Raw genomic sequence first — 22,008 nt, forward strand, 5'->3', positions numbered from 1 at the left:
TTTAACCTCACATTATTTTTTTGGCAGGATTGCCAAATACCGTTGTATTTTCTTTAACTTTACGGATTACCAAGCTACCCGCGCCTATAATAGCACCAGTACCAACCTGAACACTAGGAATAATCGACGCATGGCTACCCATAAAAACTTTATCACCAAGCTTAACATTACCGGTGACATCACAATGCCCGCTCAGTGTGCAAAAATCTCCTAGGGCTGCATCATGACCAACACTAGAAAACGCATTAATTGTACAACCACGTCCTAAAGTCACATTAGTTGTAACGACTGAGTTTGGCGCGAATACAGTACCTACACCAACACTTACATCGTGCCCAATAATGGCTGAAGGATGTATATAAGAAATAATAGTACCGTTATTTTTATTATAAAATTCAAAAACCTGCTCTTTAAGAGCTGGGTTAGCTATTGCGACAATTAAGCAATCTGTGACCTTTAAATCAATACTCTTTAAATTGCCTACTATTTTGTGAGATAAATCAAAATCATCTAATGCACTTGAGTTATCATCAAGAAAGCCTACTAGCTTTGAATTATTATAAGTGAAATTATTGTCAACTAAATAACTATATATTTCTCGAGCAAAACCACCTGCACCTAAAATATACAGATTTTCATTACCAGAAAATGCAGACATAGTTGCTTCACCATCGGCACTAACACCATCTTTAATAACCACTTTTTTTACTGTCTTCAATAATATCTTGATATCTAACCATAGTGATTGATTATCTACATACCACGTATCGAGCTCAAACTTTTTATCCCAACCAATCGCATTACGCCCATTTACTTGCGCATAACCGGTAATACCAGGGCGTACATTATGACGACGCGATTGCTCTTTACTATATAGCGGTAGGTATTCCATTAATAATGGGCGTGGTCCGACTAAGCTCATATCGCCTTTGACGACATTCCACAGCTCAGGCAGTTCATCCAAACTACTATTACGTAGTGCTTTACCAAAGTCAGTCAAGCGCTCGCTATCTGGTAGAGGATTGCCATCACTGTCTATAGCATCTTTCATCGTGCGAAACTTAATCATCTCAAACGGCTTACCGTCTAGACCCGGGCGTGTTTGACGAAATAGTACTGGCGAGCCTAAATTTTTTTTGACTTTATAGGCAGTGATAGCATATACCGGAGATAAGGCAACTAAAGCGGCAGTCGCGGCAGTGATATCAAAAAGGCGTTTTATCAATTTTTATTATCCTATTATATTTAATAGAGCTTTTAATAATTCAACATATGTTCTTTTTTATTCAGAAAAACTAATAACTCACTCTTATTTCATTAACTAAAGCAAAGCATCAAGAGTAATATAGGCTATAACAGATACACACTCTAGTATCTGAATATCAAACATAATTTAAGATTTGAAACTATTACACAACTCTATTACTATTTTAATTTCCTCTAGTGTCAATGTTGGCCCTATCGGCAAACTCAACACCTCTGCATGAATGCTTTCAGAAATAGGATAACTTAGCTCATTCCACTCTTTATATGCAGGCTGCTGATGCGGTGGCACAGGATAATGTATTAGTGTCTGAACGCCATTATCAGCTAAGTATTTTTGTAGCGCATCTCTCTGCTCACAGCGAATAACAAAGACATGCCAAACGTGTGCGCTATCATTTTCCTTAGTAGGTAGTATGATTGCTTTATTATTAAGACCTTCAAGATAAGCATCCGCGACTTTACGACGATGGGCAATCTCGTTATCTAAATGGTTTAGTTTCACATTAAGCATAGCGGCTTGAATTTCATCCAAACGACTGTTAACACCCTGAAATAGGTTTTTATATTTTTCGTGTGAACCATAATTACGTAATGCACGCAATGTATCGGCCAGCTCTTTATCACTCGTGGTAATTGCGCCAGCGTCACCCAATGCGCCAAGGTTTTTACCCGGATAAAAACTAAAACCCGATGCATCACCCCAGCTCCCTGCTTTCTTACCATCAAGAGAAGCGCCATGGGCTTGCGCCGAGTCTTCTAATACCAACAACTCATGACGTTTAGCAATAGCCATAATAGCTGGCATATCCGCTAATTGCCCATATAAGTGCACTGGAAGTATGGCTTTTGTTCTGCTCGTAATAGCCGCTTCAATCTTTTTAGGATCAATATTGAAGCTATTTAAACACGGCTCAACTAAAATAGGCGTTAGATTATTAGCACTAATTGCTAATATGCTGGCTATATAAGTATTAGACGGTACGATAACTTCATCACCATCTTTGAGTTTACCTAATTCTTTCCAAGCACGAAGGGTAAGAATAAGCGCATCTAAACCATTGGCCACACCAATGGCGTATTTCGTCCCGCAGTAGTTAGCAAACTGCTGCTCGAATTGCTCGAGCTCACTGCCGCCGATATACCAGCCTGAGTCAATAACACGAGTACAAGCATCTACAAGCTCATCACGATATTGGGCATTAATAGCTTTTAGATCAAGAAAAGGAATCATTTTATATACCTATGGGATAAATATTTCGGCAGTGCCTGTTGTAACCACTCTATTTTTAACAGTGCAGACAGTTTCAAAGGTTACTCGCTTTTTAAGTACATCTATAGCAATCACAGTGACTTTTGCGACGACAGTATCGCCTAAATATACGGGTTTTTTAAATTGTAAGTTTTGACCTGCATACACACATCCTTCACCTGGAAGTTTGGTTCCAAATATTGCAGAGAAAAAACTAGCTGTTAATAAACCATGAGCAATTCTATTTTTAAAGCGAGAATTTTCTGCATATTCCTCACTTAGATGTACAGGATTGTGATCACCTGAAATGCCAGCGAACGCTTTTACGTCTGCATCACTTATAGTTTGACTATAAGATGCTGTCATCCCTATTGTAATTTCTGTTATCGTAAAAGACGTTTTTATATGCATTATTCACTTATCCAAGTTCTGACCAAATCTTCTGGATAACCACGATGGAAGTGCTTACGCCATGGATAAGCATCTCCGCTGCCATCATGTAATTTAATCTTAGACGTTGGACATATCTTCTTAGCGGGGGAGCCTGCATAAATCATATCTTCTTCTGTATCACCTTTTATAGAAGAATGAGCGCCGATTAAACAACCCTTCCTAATATAAGCTCCCGGTAGTACGACACTCATTGTTGCTATAACGGCGTAATCTTCAACAGTCACGCCAAGTAAAGTATCACTAGGTGGATGAGGGTCATTGGTCAGCACGACATAAGGAAAAATCCATACATAACTACCAATTTTACTTTTCTGACCAATATGAACATTGCTGTGGAAACGGACAAAATCACCTATTTCACAATGGCCTTGTAAGTCAGACAAAGTCCCTATTTGTAAGTTTTTTCCAGCTTTAATTTTCTCTCTTACAGTAACTCGATGACCTGTCACTAATGACTCTAAAAATACAGATCCTTCATAGAAAACACTATGCGACCTGATATGCGAGTTTGGACCTATATATAATTTATTTCTATTTGATAAATGATTGGAAACGCCTATCTCGCAAAACGCTTCAATAACTGTATTATCAGAAATCTCCACATTGTCATAAATAATTGTATAAGCACCGATTTCTACATTATTTCCAATGATAGCTTTGTCGGATACTATTGCCGTTGCATGAATGCTCATAAACACCTCAAAAATTCTTTATAATCACGAATATAATCAGCTTCATCATAATGCTCACTAGCCAATACTAAGAGCACACAATCATCACTAAAATCATGCATTTCTCGCCATACCAAATCCCCAATCAATAACCCTTTATTCGGTGTATCGAGCCAAACCTCCTCTCGATGCTGTCCATCATCTAGGATCATACGACAGCTGCCTTTGACACAGACCGCAATCTGTTTTAGGCTGTGATGCGCATGGAAACCACGCGAGACTCCTGACTGAGTGCCAAATATATAATACAAACGCTTTATTTGAAATGGGATGGATTGCTCAGACTCAATCGCGATCAAGCCACCTCTTTCATCACCAAAACTTGGTAAATCAACTAGCTTTATTAAACTCATGACTATTCACTTGTTAAAGACATTAGATACTGACCATATGCATTTTTACTCATCGTTTGACCAATCTCAGCCACTTGTTGTTTGGTCAACCAGCCGTTATTGAGAGCAATCTCTTCTAAACAAGCAACCTTATAGCCTTGACGCTTTTCAATGGTCTCTACAAACTGCGCTGCTTCTAGTAAACTTTCATGTGTGCCGGTATCTAGCCATGCAAATCCACGACCTAGCAGCTCCACATTTAGATCACCACGTTCCATATACATTTGATTGACGGTAGTAATCTCAACTTCGCCTCGCTCAGAAGGCTTAACTTTTTTCGCAATCTCTATAACATCATTATCATAAAAATATAGACCTGTTACTGCATAATTAGATTTAGGCTTGACAGGCTTTTCTTCTATCGAAATAGCGCGCTTATCTTCATCGAATGCCACGACGCCAAAACGCTCTGGATCTTTAACTTGATAGCCAAAGACGGTTGCGCCTTTTTGACGATTGACTGCTTGATGGAGCAATGGAGTAAAGCCTTGACCATAAAAGATATTATCCCCAAGCACTAAACAGACATTACTATCGCCAATAAAATCTTCGCCGATAATAAAGGCTTGCGCCAAACCGTCTGGACTAGGCTGAACCGCATAACTGATATCGATACCAAGCTCTTGACCGTCACCAAGTAAGCGCTTAAAACCGTCTATATCATCTGGTGTGCTAATGATTAGCACCTCACGGATACCTGCGAGCATCAATACAGATAACGGATAATAAATCATCGGTTTATCATAGATAGGGAGCAGCTGCTTAGAGACGCCTTTAGTAATGGGATACAGACGTGTACCTGAACCCCCTGCTAAAATAATACCTTTAGTATTCATTTATTCACCTGCTCCTAGTCTTTCACGTTGATAGCTGCCATCTTGAACGCGGCTGCACCACTCCATATTATTCAAATACCATTCGACCGTTTTTCTGATGCCACTATCAAACGTCTCTGTCGGTGTCCAATTTAATTCATTGGCAATTTTGCTGGCATCGATTGCATAGCGTAAGTCATGCCCTGGGCGGTCTTTTACAAAGGTGATTAATGATTCGTACGGCTGACCATTTGCCTGTGGTTTTAGTTCATCTAAGATGTGACAAATCGTTTTGACAACTTCTATATTTTGCTTTTCGTTATGTCCGCCGATATTATAAGTCTCACCAATCTTCCCTTCAGTGACCACTTTGTATAAAGCACGCGCATGATCTTCTACAAACAACCAATCACGTATTTGATTGCCTTTGCCATAGATAGGCAGTGCTTTGCCATCTAGAGCATTTAAGATAACCAACGGAATAAGCTTTTCAGGAAAATGGTAAGGACCATAATTATTAGAGCAGTTAGTAACTAAAATAGGAAAACCATAAGTACGATGCCAAGCTCGAACTAAATGGTCTGAGCTAGCTTTACTTGCTGAATAAGGTGAACTTGGCGCATATGGGGTAGATTCTGTAAATAAATCAGTCGTGCCTTCTAAATCGCCATAAACTTCATCGGTAGAAATATGATGAAACTTAAACTTTTGCTTATCTAGGTCATCAAGCGTTTGCCAGTATTGACGTGCCACCTCTAATAAATGGTAAGTGCCTACGATGTTGGTATTAATAAATTCAGCTGGTCCATCGATAGATCGGTCAACATGTGACTCTGCTGCTAAATGCATGACAAGATTGGGTTGAAAGCTATCGAATGCTTGCTCCAATGCCTCTTTATCACAGATATCAATCTGTTGAAACTCATATCTAGCACTCTGATCAATTTCTTTGAGGGATTCCAAGTTACCCGCATAGGTTAATTTATCAATGTTTAAAACTTCGTCGTCCGTACTACGGATAATATGGCGGATAACAGCAGAACCAATAAAGCCTGCGCCACCAGTAATGAGTATTTTCATATACAGAGTCCTGAGTTAATTAACTAACTCTCTAATACTAAGGTGTTTAAGAAACTTATGGCCATGATCATATGCAAAATGAGATAGTATAGACGAAATCCAAATATGAGGTTCTGCGAGAGCATAATTCTTTGAAAGAATCATTGCTTTACCATGAAATATTTCACGCCGACTCAAAGTTTTCATACTATTGTTTTCATGAGATCTATAATAGAAAAGAGGTTCAGCTACACAAGAAAAATCGGTATTAGCAGCACACCGGATAGAAAAATCCCAATCTTCATATTTGAGATTAGAATCGAAGCCCCCGACTTTGTCATATAAGTTTCTGGTAAACATAATGCTACCAGCAGCATAAGGTTGTCGTAAGAGAAGCTTATTCAAAACTTGACCAGTAAAATCTTTCTTAGGAAAAACTCTTAACTCTCTTCCTGTATCTGAATCAAACTCAATAGCCTGAGTATAACAAAACTCAGATTTATTGTTGTTTTTTAGCACTTCGACCTGTTTCTCGATTTTCATAGGGTGGAAATAGTCGTCTGATGCTAGCATACATAACAACCCTCCTTTAGAGAAATCTTGTATACCTCTATTAAGGGTTTTACATACACCTGAATTTTCTTGTAAAACTAGCATAAAACCAAGCTCTTTCTCGAGCTTTGAAAGCAATTCTATAGAACCATCATTAGACCCGTCATCAATCACAATTAGCTGGATATTTTTATAGGTTTGCTCAATCACACTTCTAATAGATTTTTCTATATAATCAACGTGATTATATGACGGTATTATAACACTTACTAAAATATCATTTTTTTTCATTATATTTACCTAGTAGTGAAGCGTAAAACTGTAATAGCTTCTCAGCTTCGATTGTCCAGTTATACTTATCTAACACAGCCTTTCTGCCGTTCTTTCCCATACGCTCTGCTATCTTAGGGTTTTCAATCAAATAATCTATTGCTTGAGCTATTTCCTTAGGGTTAAGGGGGTCTATACAGAGCCCGCATTTTTCGTTTTCGATAATTTCATTCCACAAAAGAAAATTAGAAGCTATTACTGGCAATCCCGCTGCCATATATTCAAACATTTTAATTGGTAGTGAATCGATGAAGTTAACTGCAGGTTGCAAAGTGACTAAGCCAGCAAAAGAATCATTTAAAAGTGAGCTCACTCCATCACGGCTCAACCATCCGCGGTCATCTACTGATTGCCAGTAAAAATGCTCTTTTACTTCTGATTCAAAATGTGTATCAGAGAAGCTACCAGCAAAACTTAGTATAAAATCATTATTTACTAAAAGTGCACTATCAAGAATCTCGTATATTCCTCGGTTTCTCTCAAGTCCACCTATGTAACATATACGACAACTTTTCATAGACCAATCAACATGGATATTATTGAATTCCTTCAATATAGGATAGTTTCTTATATCCATTGCCAAAATATTATGTTTTTCAAAACCTTGACGAATCGAAGGAGTAGATGTAATAACTGCACTAATCTTTTTACAACTCCAAATTTGATAAGCTTGAAAAGACTTAGATAAAACCACTCTAGATACTTTGTTTAAATAGTGCTTACTAAGTAACTGTTTTGGAACATCCTCATGAGAATCGAATATTACAATAGAGTTGGTTTTTCTTTTAAGCTTTAGGCCTATAGGCATAAGTTCTGGATCATGAAATTGGTATAAATCTGCGTCTAATTCTAAGGCTTTTACATAAACTTTTTTGGTAGTCTTGAAAATACGATTTAAGCGCCCCGAATCACTACATCCAACATCCAGTATTTTGACTCCATCCTTAATTTCATCTCCCAAACCATCTGCAACAACAAGATACACATCATAACCGAAGTCCGATAATGTTACACATTGCTTTAAAAATATTCTTATATCATAACGGCTATGTACTGACGTCATATGAACTATTTTTTCCACCTAGGTATTCCTTATTTATAATATCAACAATCTTAAAAATCACTCCAACACTTTAAGAGTCTTTCTTATTTTTAACTTCATCATTTTATCAATCTTTGCAACAGTAAAAACCTCAGGTTTGCAGGTTTTATTAAATAGCATATTTTTTATAAACCCAATTTTTAAAAATTAATTATTTTACTCTACTTCTATTTATACTAAGATATAAACCCCATACAAACCCAGGTAGCACCCAAAAAAATGATTTGGAAAATAAGATCAATAATACTACTACAGAACTAAGACTAAGACAAAAGTAGAACTTATCTGTCTGTTGCTTATCTTTCAAAGCAATAAGAATACAATGAAAAAATGGTATAAAGCACAGTAAAACGTATAGGATAAAACTAATGAGACCAAATCCTGCCCAGACTGAAAGCACATTATGAATATAGCTTCCTCTGGAGCCTCCTTCTAAGATATGTCCTCCAAAATAGCCCAAAATGGGGTGTTGAATTATTTGATTCAGCCCTATTTGTTCTAAACTCTTTCGAGCTTCCCACGAAGTATCATTAGCGAGATCAAAAACTTGAGCGCCTCTACCACCAGAAAAGCTATCATAACTAAAGTATAAGACTATAAGCCCTAATACACAAAAAGATAATAATTTCAGAAATTGAATAATATTTATTTTAAATCTTAACAATAGTAATAAAGTACCAGAAAGAACCAAACCAACAAACTCTGAACGAGCGCCTAAAATAAACAAAATAAAAATAGATAACATATAGATAAAAAGATATCTAGCTAACCTATTCGTCATACTTAAAACAATTAATGAAGTTATTATAGCACTCCGAGCGTAACCTTGGTATGTTGAGACATATTCTGTAGCGTTATCATCTGCAAAAGACTTGGCATAAAACATAACCTGTCCTGTCTTTAAAAAATAGAACAAGAGTAAAGCTGCAGATACTAGAATAGTATAAAGTAAAATCTTATATATTTTTTGGTTTAAGTCTACGAAAAACCCTATAAAGAAAATAGCCAATGTTAGAGTCATAGTTTCAATAATCTGAAAATATGCGTCTTCAATCCCTGCTCTTGAATCTAATAAGTAATTAGTAGTAGAAAATAGAAATATATAAACATATAAAAAAATCAGAATTATAAAATAACCTAAAGATTTATTATCTAAAAAAACTGGTAATCTTAAAAGCATAGGTAATACTAAAATAAGATAGATCACACTAAATAAACCAAAAAACCCACCAAAAATAGGTGTAATAAAACCATAAGCAACTAACGTATTATATAGAGCAAACCCTGGAAATAGTAGAATAATAGTAAAACTACTTATATAAGCAAGATAGTCATCTATTAGTTTCTTTTTGATATTCAAGACAACTTCCTTAAAGTAAAAAAAACCTGTATTCAAAACACATGTCAGAAAATAACTTTAAAAAATTATTATAATTTAGGAAAGTAATTATTGTAGTGTTGACTTAATAACAACAGTCATCTAACTTTAATAAAACTCCTCATGATTGTAAGATCGACCCAGTTCCGTAATGTTCATATATAATGATAATTATATTAGACCTCTTGTAAAATTCATAGGTTTAGCTCGAAATTAATGATACCAGCAAACAGCTTCATTCTAAGATCATAGCGCTGACGACGGTTACGATATTTATGAGCCACGATTTTGAACAACTTGATTAAGCCTATTTTGTGCTCAACCACAATACGGAACTTTGCCAGATAGTGATTGGCCTGTTTGCATATCTCCAGTAACTGACCACCACGTGGCTTTTTAAAAGGGGTGAAGGTTTGCTTATGTAGCTTTGCTATACCCTGATAACCACTATCTGCTAGTAATTTAGCATTGTCAGGAAGCCAATCAGGACAAGTATCTTTATACAGCTTAAAATCGTGGATTGACCCTTTGCAGGTTTGTACATTAAGTATCAACCCTGTTTGCCAATGAACGATAACCTGCGCTTTCAAGGTGTGTTGTTTTTTCTTACCGCTGTAGTAGTCTCTTTGGTTTTTTTTGGACGCTCAATTGGGGTTTCGTTCGCATCAACAATGACGACGCTCCAATTGATGTCATCATCGACGCGATTAGGGAGCTTTTTGGGCAATTCAAACTTACCAGAGTCAATCAGGATGTCTTCTACTTTACGGATGATACGACTAGCAGAAGACTCATGAATACCAAAGTCCATACTGATATGATAAAGCGTGCGGTATTCACGCCAATAAGTCAGGGCTAATAGTATTTGTGCTTTAAGACTGAGCACGCTTGGTCTGCCTGATTTGGTTTTAGATGCTTCATGCTCTTGCATGGCCTCAAGCATGTCATAAAAGGTGGCTTTATGAATGCCTGTATAGCGTTTAAAACCAGCGTCACTTTGTTTGAGTAGCTTATCTATGTTTGGCATGGTTCCTAAAAAGTTATGAGTGTCTTCTTATTTTAATTCCCTTTGCTACTTTTGCAAGAGGTCTAATAACGTTGGTTCGCTTTTTACCTTGCCAGTTGTAGCTATCGATACAAGGCTTACCAATCGGTGCATAACCATGAGAGCGAATGGTCTCGTGCTCAAAGCCGCTTTCATCCATATAGACGATGGGATAGACTTGTTGTTTAAAAGTATCAAGCTTGCTGTAATATATCGCTCTTTTGATTGGACAGGCTTTTGGATGTTCTAAGGTCTTTTTTTTGACTGATGCCTAGGCGCTTTAGGGCATGATAAATGCCTGTTTTACTACAGTTTAGACGACGTGCTCGCTCATACTGGTAATCATCTGGATGTTCTTTAACGTCATTAAGTAGCACGTCATCTGGTATTTTATAGGGTTTGGTTTGTCTGGTTGTTTTACTATGAACACGCCGCTTCCAATTCTGTATAGTGGTTGGACTGAGATTGTAAAAACCAGCCGCCTCGGCAAAGGTCATACCCTCGTCTAAGGTTTTTAGTACCTGTTTGCGAAAATCTAGTGAGTAAGTCATGAGCTTTATGATAACAATTGGGTTTGATAATTAGTTTATAACACTTTTAGGTGGAATTGACTATGTAATACGAAACTTCGCCAGATAGTGATTGGATTGTTTGCATATCTCTAACAGCTGACCCCTACATGATTTTTTAAAGGGGGGTAAAGGTTTGTTTATGTAGAATTGCAATTCCCTGATAGCCGCTACCTGCTAGTAATTTAACGTTGTCAGGAAGCCAATCAGGACAAGTATCTTTATACAGCTTAGAATCGTGGATTGACCCTTTGAATATCTAATATCAAACCGGTTTGCCAATGAACGATAACTTGAGCTTTTTTTAAGGTATGTTGTTTTTTCTTACCGCTGTAGTAGTCTCTTTGGTTTCTTTTGGACGCTCAATTGGGGTTTCGGTGGCATCAACAATGACGACTGACCAATTAATATCGTCATTAACTCTAATAGGCAGCTTTTTAGGCAATTCAAACCTATCTGAATCAACAAGAACATCTTCCATTTTATGAATGATACGGCTGGCAGAGGACTCATGAATACCAAAGTCCGTACTGATGTGGTATAGCGTCCGATATTCACGCCAATAAGCCAGGGCCAGTAATATTTGTTCCTAAAGACTAATCGCGCTTGGTCGTCCTAATTTAGTCTTTTTTGCTTCATGCTGCTGCATAGTATCTAACATTTTATGGAAAGTCGCTTTATGAATGCCTGTGTAGAGTTTAAAGCCAGCATTATTTTGTTTGAGAAGCTTATCTATATTTGGCATGGTTCCTAGCCAGTTGTGAATATATAAGTTATTGTAAAATCTTCTACTACTTTTGCAAGAGGTCTATTGCCTCAGTTGACTATTTTTATATTTCTCTGCAGCATGCGTAAGATATACCTGAGCAATTGCACTTTCTACAAAGCTCATAGTCATATTCATGAGCTGCGTAGCTATCATTAGATAGTCAGCTCCATTCTTTTCTGCTAATAATGCAATTATAACAACCGAGTAATTGAAAACATACAGAATTGGTTAGAGCTTCAAATATAGAAAATTGATAATACTTTATATTTTAATAATTATTTTATTTTTTTGGTAAATAACTTAAAACAGATAGAACCACAAACAAGTATATTGAATAAAAAATAAAACCAGTAATTGCGTAAACTTCTACAATATAACTTCTGTAGTATAGACCTGATATTACAACCCCGCCCACTCTTAATAATAACCCAAAAAACTGAAGTAACATCGCTATCTTTGGGTTATTGGTTATATGCAAAGCCATTGACACCGGAGAAGTTATGAACTGCATTAAAAACCAAGGAGACATCCACGCTATTAATATACCCGCACGTTGCCACTCTTTACCAAAAATAATAGGGATTAAAAATGGGGCAGCCATGCCAGCGAATATAATTGTTGGAGTACCTATCTTCGCTAAAGCCCTGACTGTGTTATGAGTAAACTGACGTAGCTGACCTTCATAGTTTTTTTCAGAGGCTTCTGCCAAATATACTTGCCCTACTGCCCCGCCTATTAAACTCATTGGTGCAGACAGTAGGCGCATTGCTAGCATCAAAAACCCAGCTTCAGCGCTCACCGCATAGTAAGCGATTAAAATTACTGGTATCTGCATAGCACCAGAGTTTGCAAATGCCTCCCAAGTAGAATACTTAGGAAATCGATCATATTGCTTAAAAACAGATTTTAATTCACTAAATTTAACATCCCGAAGTAAAGAACTACTGTTTTTTATAAAGTAACGACTTAATCCTATAATTCCTGCACCGATGCTTACCAATTGACCAATTAACAACCCAAGAGGTCCCAATCCAGCATATCCCAATCCAATTTGCGTACTGCTACCGCCAACTGCCTGACTCAAGCGAGTTTTAGCAACTAAAGAAAATGCCTTATGTCTTGTAGCCCAATACTGTAACGCCGCATAAATGCCTGAAAAAAACACACTTAATGGTATCAGCCACACATAACCTTCTAGCTTTCCTTCAGTTGCTAGATATATTTGCTTAGAAAATAAAATCGTTCCAACAACTGTTAATAGTGTTATTACGACTACACTACCTAGAGATAGAACGAACAGGACCAAAGCATCTTTATCTTCCTTTGGTATTGGTATCGCTATCTCCAAACGCAAGCAAGAAACAACAGAAATAAGTGACACAAATGAAAGATATACAGCTAGTACACCAAAGTCTTCAGGTGAATACAGTCTAGTTAATACTGGAAGCAATATTATTGTTATTAACTGGGCAAAAGCTGTTCCTCCTACCAACATGCTAACATTTCTAACAAAGCTTCCTTGGAATAAGGTTTTGATCTTCTGTTTAAATATATCCATTAGTTTTAGATAAGCACCTGTTGGAGCGCGCTAATAATTTTATCTTGCTGCTTTTCCTTTACATAAGGATGCATCGGCAAACTCATTACCCGCTCAGCGACCGCATCACCTACTGGTAGTACTGCATTTGTATCTGCAACCGCAGGCTGCTTATTTAACGGTATAGGATAGTGTACGGCTGTAGGGACACCTTGCTCTTTTAGCTTCGCTTGCACCTCATCACGATTATCAACCTGAATGGTATATTGCGCCCATGCACTCTGATTGTGTGCTTCGATAAAGGGTATAGTAGTAATGCCCGCTTCAGTGAAGAGCTGATTGTACGTCTCTGCTACATGCTGACGTGCTTGCATCTCATCATCTAAGATTTCAAGCTTAGGAAGTAGTATAGCTGCTTGTAAGGTATCTAACCGACTATTCACACCGACTCTGATATGATGATAGCGGCGATCTTGACCATGACGTGCTATTTGTCGTATTAGGGTCGCCAGCGCCTCATCATTGGTAAAGATAGCACCACCATCACCGTAGCAACCTAATGGTTTACTAGGGAAAAAGCTGGTACAGGCTACCGTCGTTAAATTACAAGACTTCTTACTCTTGTAAGTAGCACCAAAGCTCTGTGCGGCATCTTCAATGACTGGGATATCATGTTTGGCAGCGATAGCATTGATAGCATCATAGTCTGCACACTGGCCATATAGGCTAACCCCGATAATGGCTTTGGTACGTGGTGTAATGGCCGCTTCAAGCTGCTCGACATCTAAGTTATAAGTTCTTGGATTGATATCGACATAGATAGGCTTGGCACCTAGTACTGCAACCGTCTCTGCTGTTGCAATATAAGTGAATCCTGGCGTGATGACCTCATCTCCAGGACCGATACCAAATGCCATTTGGGCGATTTGTAGCGCATCAGTACCATTGGCACAAGTGATACAGTATTTAGCACCCGTATATGCTGCTAACTTTTCCTCAAGCTCATGTACTTCAGGACCTAAAATATACTGACCATGAGCCAATACCTTTTGGATGTTGACATCTAGTTTGTCTTTTATTCTGTCTTGTTGTGCGATCAGATCAATAAACTGCATAATAATCACCTGCTTGCGTTGAATTTTTCTTGTATAGAAGTCATGGTATGTTCATCAAGTCCGCTTTTCTCAACACCTCTATCATTCTTTCCTATTTTCTTTGCTGGGTTGCCAGCATATATAGAGAAAGGCTCAACAACCAGCTTTTTAGTTATAATTGCCCCCATACCAATCATACAATAAGGCCAAATCTTTTGACGCTGATGGACAATACAGCCCATACCTAAGTTAGAGCCCTCCATGACCTCTACATGGCCTCCAAGCATTACGTGGCTAGATAGCGTGACTTTGTTCCCAATAATGACATCATGCGCTACATAAGCACCTTTCATCAAAAAACAGTCATTGCCAATATATGTGTTCCTGATAGTTCCAGCATCAATAGTCACATTTCCAGTAACTTTTGTACCTGAACCTATATGAACGGTATAGGGCGTTTCAGGAAACACAGATTTATCTTCGGGTGGATAGCCTATAATACAGTTAGGTCCTATATAAACATCATCTTCAATGACAACATCATCATGAATGACTGCTGAAGGATGTATTTGCACATTATTGTTCATCTTACTATCCTATCAACAGTTTTTTGACATTCGGATGTAATCTAGACTCATCTGTAGTAGAGTCTTTGGCATAACGGATATTTTCAACCGTTTTTACACCAAACCGTGCATCTTCTAAGCCATAGCCACGCCCTGCAAGAATTTCTTGATACGAGATAGTATGCAAATCAGTAAATCCACCTGAGAATTCAATCTCATCGCCCTCGATATCAATGGAGCGATAAGTAGGTTGCTTGCCTTTTACACTTTCGGGTAAATCATTGGCATCAATAGACAAGAACCAACGTACACGAGCTTTATCATACTCTAAATAGCCACCAGCTTTAGTCTCATCAGTATAGTAGACTTCACTTTCTACTAAATCACCGAATATAAAATGCAGCATGTCGAAGAAGTGCACGCCAATATTGGTCGCAATACCAAAGGATTTATTTAGCTCGCCTTTCCAGCTCTCTAGATACCATTTTCCGCGAGAGGTAATATACGTAAGCTCTACCTCATATTTTTCTGCACGATTTGCATTAGCGATTTTATCTTTTAATTCTAATATCGCATCATGGTGGCGGAGCTGAAGTATGTTATAGACCTTATGCCCTGTTTCTTTCTCAACAGCTATTAACTCATCAAGTGCCGCTTCAGTAGGTACCAATGGTTTTTCACAAATAACGTCTGCACCCATCCTAAGACCAGCAGCAATATGCGAATAATGTAAATAGTTGGGAGAACAAATTGAGACGATATCAATTTTTTTATCGGTATCGCGCTTAAGCTGATAACAATAATCGCTAAAACGTTCAAACTCTGTGAAGAACTCACTACTAGGAGAGATACTATCGATAATACCCACAGAATCATTAATATCATAAGCAACAGATAACTCATTACCAGTTTCTTTGATAGCTTTCATATGACGTGGAGCGATATAACCAGCAGCGCCTATCAGTGCAAAATTTTTCATTCTACTATCCTTAAATTTTTATAAACGAATATCTGTTTCGCCTTCTTGGAATACATGCTTAACGTCATAAACAACATGGCTTGATTTAGCCAATTCTCTAATTGCAACCACGCCCATCTGCTTGTACTTACTGTGATCAACAGCAACTACGACACCATCGTAATAGCCTTTTTGCAACTCATTGATCAATTCTATCCCGTAATGATCAAACACTTCTTGCTTATCAGCCCAATCATCATAGACATCAACATTAATATTAAAGCTTTTTAGCTCTTTGATAATATCAATGACTTTGGTATTACGGGTATCAGGGCAATCACCTTTAAAGGTAAAACCAAGCACCAATACCTTTGCTTCATCGATATGTATTTTACTACGTGCTAGTTTTTTGACCATTTGTGTAGCGACATATTGCCCCATTCCATCATTTATACGCCTACCGGCGAGGATAACTTCTGGTCGATAGCCAACTTCTTGAGCTTTATGAGTCAAATAATAGGGATCTACACTAATACAATGCCCGCCAACCAAACCTGGCTTAAATTTAAGGAAGTTCCATTTGCTACCAGCAGCATCCAATACCGCTTGCGTATCTATACCAATGATATTAAATATCTTAGCAAACTCATTAACGATAGCGATATTTAAGTCGCGCTGCGTATTTTCAATAACCTTAGCAGCTTCAGCAACTTTAATTGACGTTGCACGATAAGTACCAGCAGTAATAATAGAGGCATAAAGACTATCGATTAAATCAGCCGCCTCTGGTGTTGAGCCTGAAGTAATCTTAGTGATTTTAGTTAAGGTATTTACCTTATCACCTGGATTGATACGTTCCGGGCTATAACCAACATAAAAATCTTGATTAAATGTTAGACCAGATATTTTCTCTATAATAGGAATACAAATTTCTTCTGTCGCACCAGGGTAGACTGTAGACTCATAAACCACAATATCGCCAGCTTTTATAACTTTTCCCACCGCTGCAGAAGCACTCTCTAAAGGCGTAAGATCTGGTGCATTATTTTCATCAATCGGCGTCGGTACTGTGACGATATAAAAATTATAATCAGCAATATCATTTAGTTCAGTGGTAAATTTTAGTGAACTAGCGGATTTGAGCTCTTCACTGTTGACTTCAAGCGTCCCATCGAAGCCATCTCTTAACTCTTGCACGCGTTTAGTATTGATATCGAAACCGATTACTGGGCGATACTTACCAAACTCAACCGCTAATGGTAAACCGACATAACCAAGCCCAATCACCGCGATTTTTATGTCATCGATAGCTAGCATAATATTCCTTTGTTAATCTGACCAACTTGTTTTAAATAATATATTTAAGGTGCTTATTGAAAGCTATTGAGCTTTGGATCTTTCTTGATAACCTGCTACAAACTGCTTAAATTGTTGCTTTAGCCAAGGGACATCGAATTGCTTTTGTTTTTCAGTCAGCTCAAACAATACTGATTCAAGCTCATCTAATGGGAAGCTATGCTCTATTGCTTGCATGATAAGAGGGTGATCAGTGGACTCAACATTATCTTCACCGATGATCAGCTCTTCATAGAGCTTCTCTCCGGCTCTAAGACCCGTAAAGATGACTTCGATATCACCTTCAGGATGGGCAGCATCTTTAATATCAAAACCACTTAAATGAATCATTCGGTGGGCCAAATCAACGATTTTAACTGGCTCGCCCATATCGAGGACAAACACTTCACCACCCGATGCCATCGCACCTGCTTGGATCACCAAGTTTGCCGCTTCTGGAATCGTCATAAAGTAACGAGTCACATCAGGATGGGTGACCGTAATCGGCTTACCTTGCTCTATCTGCTTGGTAAATAACGGTACAACAGAGCCCGATGAGCCGAGTACGTTACCAAAACGCACCATACTGATACAGGTTTGGCTATCCGTTTGGCTTAGCGCTTGGCAAACCAACTCTGCTAAACGCTTAGAGGCGCCCATCACATTGGTCGGTCTTACAGCTTTATCAGTCGAGATCAGTACAAATGTTTCTACATTTGCTGCAATCGCCGCTCGGGCGCAGTGATAAGTACCTTTGGTATTATTAATAACGCCTTCAAAGGGATTGTGCTCTACCATTGGCACATGTTTATAAGCAGCCGCATGATAAACCGTTTGGATGTTATAGAGATTCAATATTCTAAGCAGGTTCGATTCATTGGTGACATTACCGATGACTGCAATAATTTTAATATCTTGATAAGCAGGCGTATTTGCTTGCTTAATGGTTAGCTCTTGATGGATGCTATAAAGCGCAAACTCGGACAGCTCATAGAGTACTAGGCATTTTGGCTTATTCTTGATTACTTGACGACATAGCTCGCTACCGATAGAACCACCAGCGCCTGTAACTAACACGCACTTATCTTTAATATTTAGTTGGAGCAATTTTTCATCAGGTTCGACAGTCTGTCTGTCTAGCACATCTAAGATATCCACTTTGCGCATACTACTGACAGTCACTTTTTCGTCAGCGATTTCCTCTAGACTGGGCAGTTCTTTTATTTTTATCGCAATGCCTGAAAGTTTGTCTATAATCTGACGTTTTTGCGCGCGGCTGATTGAAGGAATAGCCAAAAATACCTGCGCAATATCTAATTCTTCTACTAAGCTTACTAAATCATGAGCCGGATAAATCTTTTTACCGAGCAAATAAGCACCAGCAAGCTGTGGATCATCATCAACGTAAGCCACAACATTATATTTATGTGAGTTTCTTAAACCCTCTAATAAATCTCGACCAGCCTCTCCGGCGCCGTAAATAACAACATTATCATAAACACCATCGTCTTTAAGGCGACGCTGGGCTCTACCGCTCCAGCGCATTAAAATCTCACGAATAATAAGACGACTATTCCATAACCAGATAAAGAAGAAAAATAGAAAGATAATGGGAACGGAGCGCGGTATATCTTCTGAAGGATTTAAATAGATGATAATCTCGTAAACAACGATGAGCACAAAGAATAGCTTTGCGACACTACCCATCACCGTATCTAAAAAACCACGTGCTACGCCTTTATAAAAACCAATCAAATATAAACCGACGATGGGCAGCGTACCATAAGATAATAATATGATAGGACTAATGTTATGAGCGATGTCACCATAGCGCAACGACAACGCTAAGAACAGGCAAACTAAAGATGCTACCAAGTCTGTAGTGAGTAAAATCGCTCGTTTTACACTACGGGGCAACGATAACAAGTATTCGGCTATACGTTGTAGCCAGCCAGTTTTGCCATGAAGTGATGGATAATCACTTGACGGTTTTGAATTAGTAGACATAACACTCAACCACTTAAAAACGTGAATTTTGGTAGAATTTCCAAAAAGCTAACTATTGGTTATTACCATAAGCATAACTATAGTGATAACTATATTTGCTCATAATCCCTTGTTGTACATCGTTGAGAATGATACCGTCGACCTTTATATTGGCTTTATTCATCTGATTAACCGCATAAACCAGCTGCCCTTCTATAGAATCGTCGTATCTAGTTACCATCAATACCTTATCCGCGTGCTGCGCTAATATCATAGCGTCAGAAGCGGCCAATACTGGTGGCGAGTCGATGACAATATAATCATAATGCAAATTAAGCTCTGCCATTAAATGATTAAAACTGCCATTTGCTAATAATGAAGCAGGGTTACGCGGATGCTGACCGCGTGGTATAAAGTCAATATTATCTATGCCAGTCGGATGAATAAAGCTTGCTAGGTTACTAGTCTCTTGACTGGTAATAACTTCTGTAGTTTGGGCGTTAGATTTTGATAAATGAGTCTTATCCTGTGATAAATAGTCCGCTAAACCATTATCCTGACTCATACTAAACATCTTATGCAGCTCACCCAAGCGCATATCAGCATCCATAATCAGGACTTTTTTATCTAACTGGGCAAATACTTCTGTCAAATTAGAAGAGATAAAAGACTTACCAACGCCTGGGCTTTCGCCAGTAATCAAGATAACTTTGGCGCGCTGACCAGCCCGCCCTTCTACTGGCATGCCAAACATTAGATTCGTTCTTAAGCTTTTAATAGCCTCATAGCTCAAACTATTATGATCGACATAAGCCAACAAACGATTAGGTGCTTTCTTATTTTTACGCAGTCTGGTGAGTAGTGGCGAACGTGGAACCGTTGCTACTACAGGAACGCCCGTTTTATTTTCAATACGCTCAGGGTCTTTGACCACATTCCTAAGCATGTTTTTAAGTAGTACCAACATTGTACCAAACATCGCTCCTAATAGCATAGCCAATATCATTATTAACAGTTTTTTTGGTGCAATGGCTCTATAAGTGCTGATAGGCAAATCAATAATACGTGCAAAACCAATTTGACCCGCTTTAACGATTTTTAACTGTTCATAGTTTTTAAGTAGTGTCAGATAGATCTCTCTATTAATCGTCGTGTCAGCTGACAGTTGTAAAAACTCTCTTTGTATCTCAGGTAAACCGGCGATAGTATCGTCTATCTCATTTTTTCTAGCATTAAGTACCGCCAGTTGCTCATTGATCTGGACAACCAAAGGGTGCTCTTCTGTGTAGTAAGTTGTGAGATCCGCTTTTTTAAGCTTCAATTCATTGAGTTGGGCATCGATTTGCGAGTTTTCTGTCAATAACAACTCTGCTTCTTTACCCACGTCGATAGTGCCGTACTTTTTACGGAAGTCATTAAATACTGCTTCAGAGTCTTCCAGTTTTTTCTTTAACGTTGGAATCTGAGTTTCCATAAAACTAATGGTTTTAGTGGTTTCTTCGGAACCACGCGACTGATTTTGATCAATGTAAGATAAGACAATTTGTTTTAATATCAAGCTGGTTTGTTGCTGATTGGCACCCGTCATAGATAGCTGAATAATGCCTGTCTGCTTACCTTTTTCAACCACAGATAGGGCACTATTTATCTGATCAGTCGTGGTTTGAAGAGATTGCTTAGTGATATTAACCGAGTAGCCATCAGCGGGTAGATCATCAACTTTAATTTGAATCTGACCATCTGTGCCTTTAAATAAATGCGCCTTACCGATCTGACCTTTAAAATCGTCAAAACCATTAGTTAATACAAATCCTGTCGCGGAGCGTGTTAAAGTAAAAGATTGATTTAAATACTCTTGTGAGACATTAAATTGGCTAATTCTTACTTCACCATCTTCGGTTTTAAGAGATACTCCTTCAGGTTTATTTATTTGAGTATCCGTACTATTGCTCTTGATTCTATCCAACGCGCCAATATTAGGATCGGACAAACGAATTCGTAGATGTAACAAATTAACCACTGGCTCTAAGATCATACGCGATCTTATCAGTTCAGCCTCTGCTTGCGCTTTACTGACTTCAGAGCCAATCAGCTCAGAAATATCCGCACCTAATGCGGCAACGCCTTTAGAGTTCTCTTCAATTTGAATCAGTGCATCCGACTTAAAAGTAGGATTGACGTATCTGCTATATAAAATCCCTATTACCAATCCTAATACAGCAAAAAACACAATGACTTTCCAGCCACGCAAAATGGCAAACAGTAGCGCCATAAGATCAATTTCGTCATTATCTTCTTTGGAAGCAGCGTTTGATAAGTTCTTTGAATCTGTATTCATAACTGTATGGTCATCACTTAAGGTTAATCGTTTAATAGCAGCTATTTAGCTAATTTTATCGGCCCACTGTTCTAGGCTAACAACAATATCTTGATATGCTGTCTGAAACGCACTCATCTCATGTTTATAGGGGTCGGCAATATCTTTGTCTTGCCAATGACCGAGCTTAAAAGTCTTGCCGCGACAAAACGGCCAGCGCTCTTCGATCCATTTGGTCTGACTGTCTGACATAGTAAAAATCAAATCCGCTTTTTTTGCCAAACCTTCGTCAATTTGTTTGGCGACATGATTAGTGATATCTATTTCTTGTTTAGCCATAATTTCTAGCGCGGCAGGATCTGCAGAGTGCCCGACTAAAGCCCCTACCCCTGCAGAATCGACATTTTTATGAGGGTAACGTTGTTTTAATAACGCTTCTGCCATGGGACTACGGCAAATATTACCGACACACACCACTAAAATATTATCAAATGCCATAATAATT

Annotated in this window: 22 protein-coding genes and 1 pseudogene; all 23 read right to left on the bottom strand. The window is 38.2% G+C overall.

Annotated features, from left to right (window positions below):
- Nucleotides 1-7 precede the first annotated feature (7 nt).
- Nucleotides 8-658 carry an acetyltransferase gene (locus tag JMX75_RS13045; RefSeq protein WP_265089561.1) on the bottom strand — a complete coding sequence of 217 codons (651 nt, stop codon included), beginning with the start codon at nt 656-658 and terminating at the stop codon, nt 8-10.
- A pseudogene (locus JMX75_RS13050) lies at nt 632-1,225 on the bottom strand (sugar transferase); the annotation flags it as partial. The gene JMX75_RS13045 and the pseudogene JMX75_RS13050, both read right to left, overlap by 27 nt.
- 168 nt (nt 1,226-1,393) lie before the next feature.
- Nucleotides 1,394-2,497, bottom strand: coding sequence for a DegT/DnrJ/EryC1/StrS family aminotransferase (locus JMX75_RS09330; protein ID WP_201532108.1), 1,104 nt, complete (start codon nt 2,495-2,497; stop codon nt 1,394-1,396).
- A 9-nt stretch (nt 2,498-2,506) separates the two neighbouring features.
- Nucleotides 2,507-2,926, bottom strand: coding sequence for a MaoC family dehydratase (locus tag JMX75_RS09335; protein WP_201532109.1), 420 nt, complete (start codon nt 2,924-2,926; stop codon nt 2,507-2,509).
- Entirely contained in the window at nt 2,926-3,660 is a 735-nt protein-coding gene (locus JMX75_RS09340) for an acyltransferase (protein ID WP_201532110.1), read from the bottom strand. The genes JMX75_RS09335 and JMX75_RS09340 overlap by 1 nt, the downstream gene beginning before the upstream one ends.
- The gene (locus JMX75_RS09345) at nt 3,657-4,052 is read right to left on the bottom strand and encodes a sugar 3,4-ketoisomerase (protein WP_201532111.1); all 396 of its coding nucleotides are present in this window, start codon (nt 4,050-4,052) and stop codon (nt 3,657-3,659) included. The genes JMX75_RS09340 and JMX75_RS09345 overlap by 4 nt, the downstream gene beginning before the upstream one ends.
- Nucleotides 4,053-4,054: 2 nt before the next feature.
- The gene (gene rfbA / locus JMX75_RS09350; RefSeq protein ID WP_201532112.1) at nt 4,055-4,927 is read right to left on the bottom strand and encodes a glucose-1-phosphate thymidylyltransferase RfbA; all 873 of its coding nucleotides are present in this window, start codon (nt 4,925-4,927) and stop codon (nt 4,055-4,057) included.
- Entirely contained in the window at nt 4,928-5,986 is a 1,059-nt protein-coding gene (gene rfbB, locus JMX75_RS09355; RefSeq protein WP_201532113.1) for a dTDP-glucose 4,6-dehydratase, read from the bottom strand.
- 15 nt (nt 5,987-6,001) lie between these two features.
- Nucleotides 6,002-6,808 carry a glycosyltransferase gene (locus JMX75_RS09360; RefSeq protein ID WP_201532114.1) on the bottom strand — a complete coding sequence of 269 codons (807 nt, stop codon included), beginning with the start codon at nt 6,806-6,808 and terminating at the stop codon, nt 6,002-6,004.
- Nucleotides 6,795-7,928, bottom strand: a complete 1,134-nt coding sequence (locus JMX75_RS09365) for a glycosyltransferase family 4 protein (RefSeq protein ID WP_201532115.1) — start codon at nt 7,926-7,928, stop codon at nt 6,795-6,797. Before JMX75_RS09365 ends, JMX75_RS09360 begins: the two co-directional genes overlap by 14 nt.
- 172 nt (nt 7,929-8,100) lie before the next feature.
- Nucleotides 8,101-9,309 (bottom strand): hypothetical protein, encoded by a 1,209-nt coding sequence (locus tag JMX75_RS09370; protein WP_201532116.1) that lies wholly within the window; start codon nt 9,307-9,309, stop codon nt 8,101-8,103.
- 212 nt (nt 9,310-9,521) lie between these two features.
- Nucleotides 9,522-9,917, bottom strand: a complete 396-nt coding sequence (locus JMX75_RS09375) for a transposase family protein (RefSeq protein ID WP_201532137.1) — start codon at nt 9,915-9,917, stop codon at nt 9,522-9,524.
- The gene (locus JMX75_RS09380) at nt 9,914-10,354 is read right to left on the bottom strand and encodes a helix-turn-helix domain-containing protein (protein ID WP_201532117.1); all 441 of its coding nucleotides are present in this window, start codon (nt 10,352-10,354) and stop codon (nt 9,914-9,916) included. Before JMX75_RS09380 ends, JMX75_RS09375 begins: the two co-directional genes overlap by 4 nt.
- Before the next feature lie 212 nt (nt 10,355-10,566).
- The gene (locus JMX75_RS09385; protein ID WP_201532118.1) at nt 10,567-10,923 is read right to left on the bottom strand and encodes an IS630 transposase-related protein; all 357 of its coding nucleotides are present in this window, start codon (nt 10,921-10,923) and stop codon (nt 10,567-10,569) included.
- A 322-nt stretch (nt 10,924-11,245) separates the two neighbouring features.
- Nucleotides 11,246-11,524 carry a helix-turn-helix domain-containing protein gene (locus JMX75_RS09390; RefSeq protein ID WP_201532138.1) on the bottom strand — a complete coding sequence of 93 codons (279 nt, stop codon included), beginning with the start codon at nt 11,522-11,524 and terminating at the stop codon, nt 11,246-11,248.
- 466 nt (nt 11,525-11,990) lie between these two features.
- Nucleotides 11,991-13,268, bottom strand: coding sequence for a lipopolysaccharide biosynthesis protein (locus JMX75_RS09395; protein ID WP_201532119.1), 1,278 nt, complete (start codon nt 13,266-13,268; stop codon nt 11,991-11,993).
- A 5-nt stretch (nt 13,269-13,273) separates the two neighbouring features.
- Entirely contained in the window at nt 13,274-14,365 is a 1,092-nt protein-coding gene (locus JMX75_RS09400) for a DegT/DnrJ/EryC1/StrS family aminotransferase (RefSeq protein ID WP_201532139.1), read from the bottom strand.
- 2 nt (nt 14,366-14,367) lie between these two features.
- A complete protein-coding gene (locus JMX75_RS09405; protein WP_201532140.1) occupies nt 14,368-14,928 on the bottom strand; it encodes a hypothetical protein in 561 nt (186 codons plus the stop codon).
- A gap of 4 nt (nt 14,929-14,932) precedes the next feature.
- Nucleotides 14,933-15,886, bottom strand: coding sequence for a Gfo/Idh/MocA family protein (locus JMX75_RS09410; RefSeq protein ID WP_201532120.1), 954 nt, complete (start codon nt 15,884-15,886; stop codon nt 14,933-14,935).
- An 18-nt stretch (nt 15,887-15,904) separates the two neighbouring features.
- Nucleotides 15,905-17,182 (bottom strand): Vi polysaccharide biosynthesis UDP-N-acetylglucosamine C-6 dehydrogenase TviB, encoded by a 1,278-nt coding sequence (tviB, locus tag JMX75_RS09415; protein ID WP_201532121.1) that lies wholly within the window; start codon nt 17,180-17,182, stop codon nt 15,905-15,907.
- 63 nt (nt 17,183-17,245) lie between these two features.
- Nucleotides 17,246-19,207, bottom strand: a complete 1,962-nt coding sequence (locus JMX75_RS09420; RefSeq protein ID WP_201532122.1) for a polysaccharide biosynthesis protein — start codon at nt 19,205-19,207, stop codon at nt 17,246-17,248.
- 52 nt (nt 19,208-19,259) lie between these two features.
- Nucleotides 19,260-21,524 carry a GNVR domain-containing protein gene (locus JMX75_RS09425; RefSeq protein WP_201532123.1) on the bottom strand — a complete coding sequence of 755 codons (2,265 nt, stop codon included), beginning with the start codon at nt 21,522-21,524 and terminating at the stop codon, nt 19,260-19,262.
- A 45-nt stretch (nt 21,525-21,569) separates the two neighbouring features.
- A complete protein-coding gene (locus JMX75_RS09430; protein ID WP_193031838.1) occupies nt 21,570-22,001 on the bottom strand; it encodes a low molecular weight protein-tyrosine-phosphatase in 432 nt (143 codons plus the stop codon).
- Nucleotides 22,002-22,008 lie beyond the last annotated feature (7 nt).

Source organism: Psychrobacter sp. LFX-11D (assembly GCF_904846475.1).
Classification (GTDB): Bacteria; Pseudomonadota; Gammaproteobacteria; order Pseudomonadales; family Moraxellaceae; genus Psychrobacter; species Psychrobacter cryohalolentis.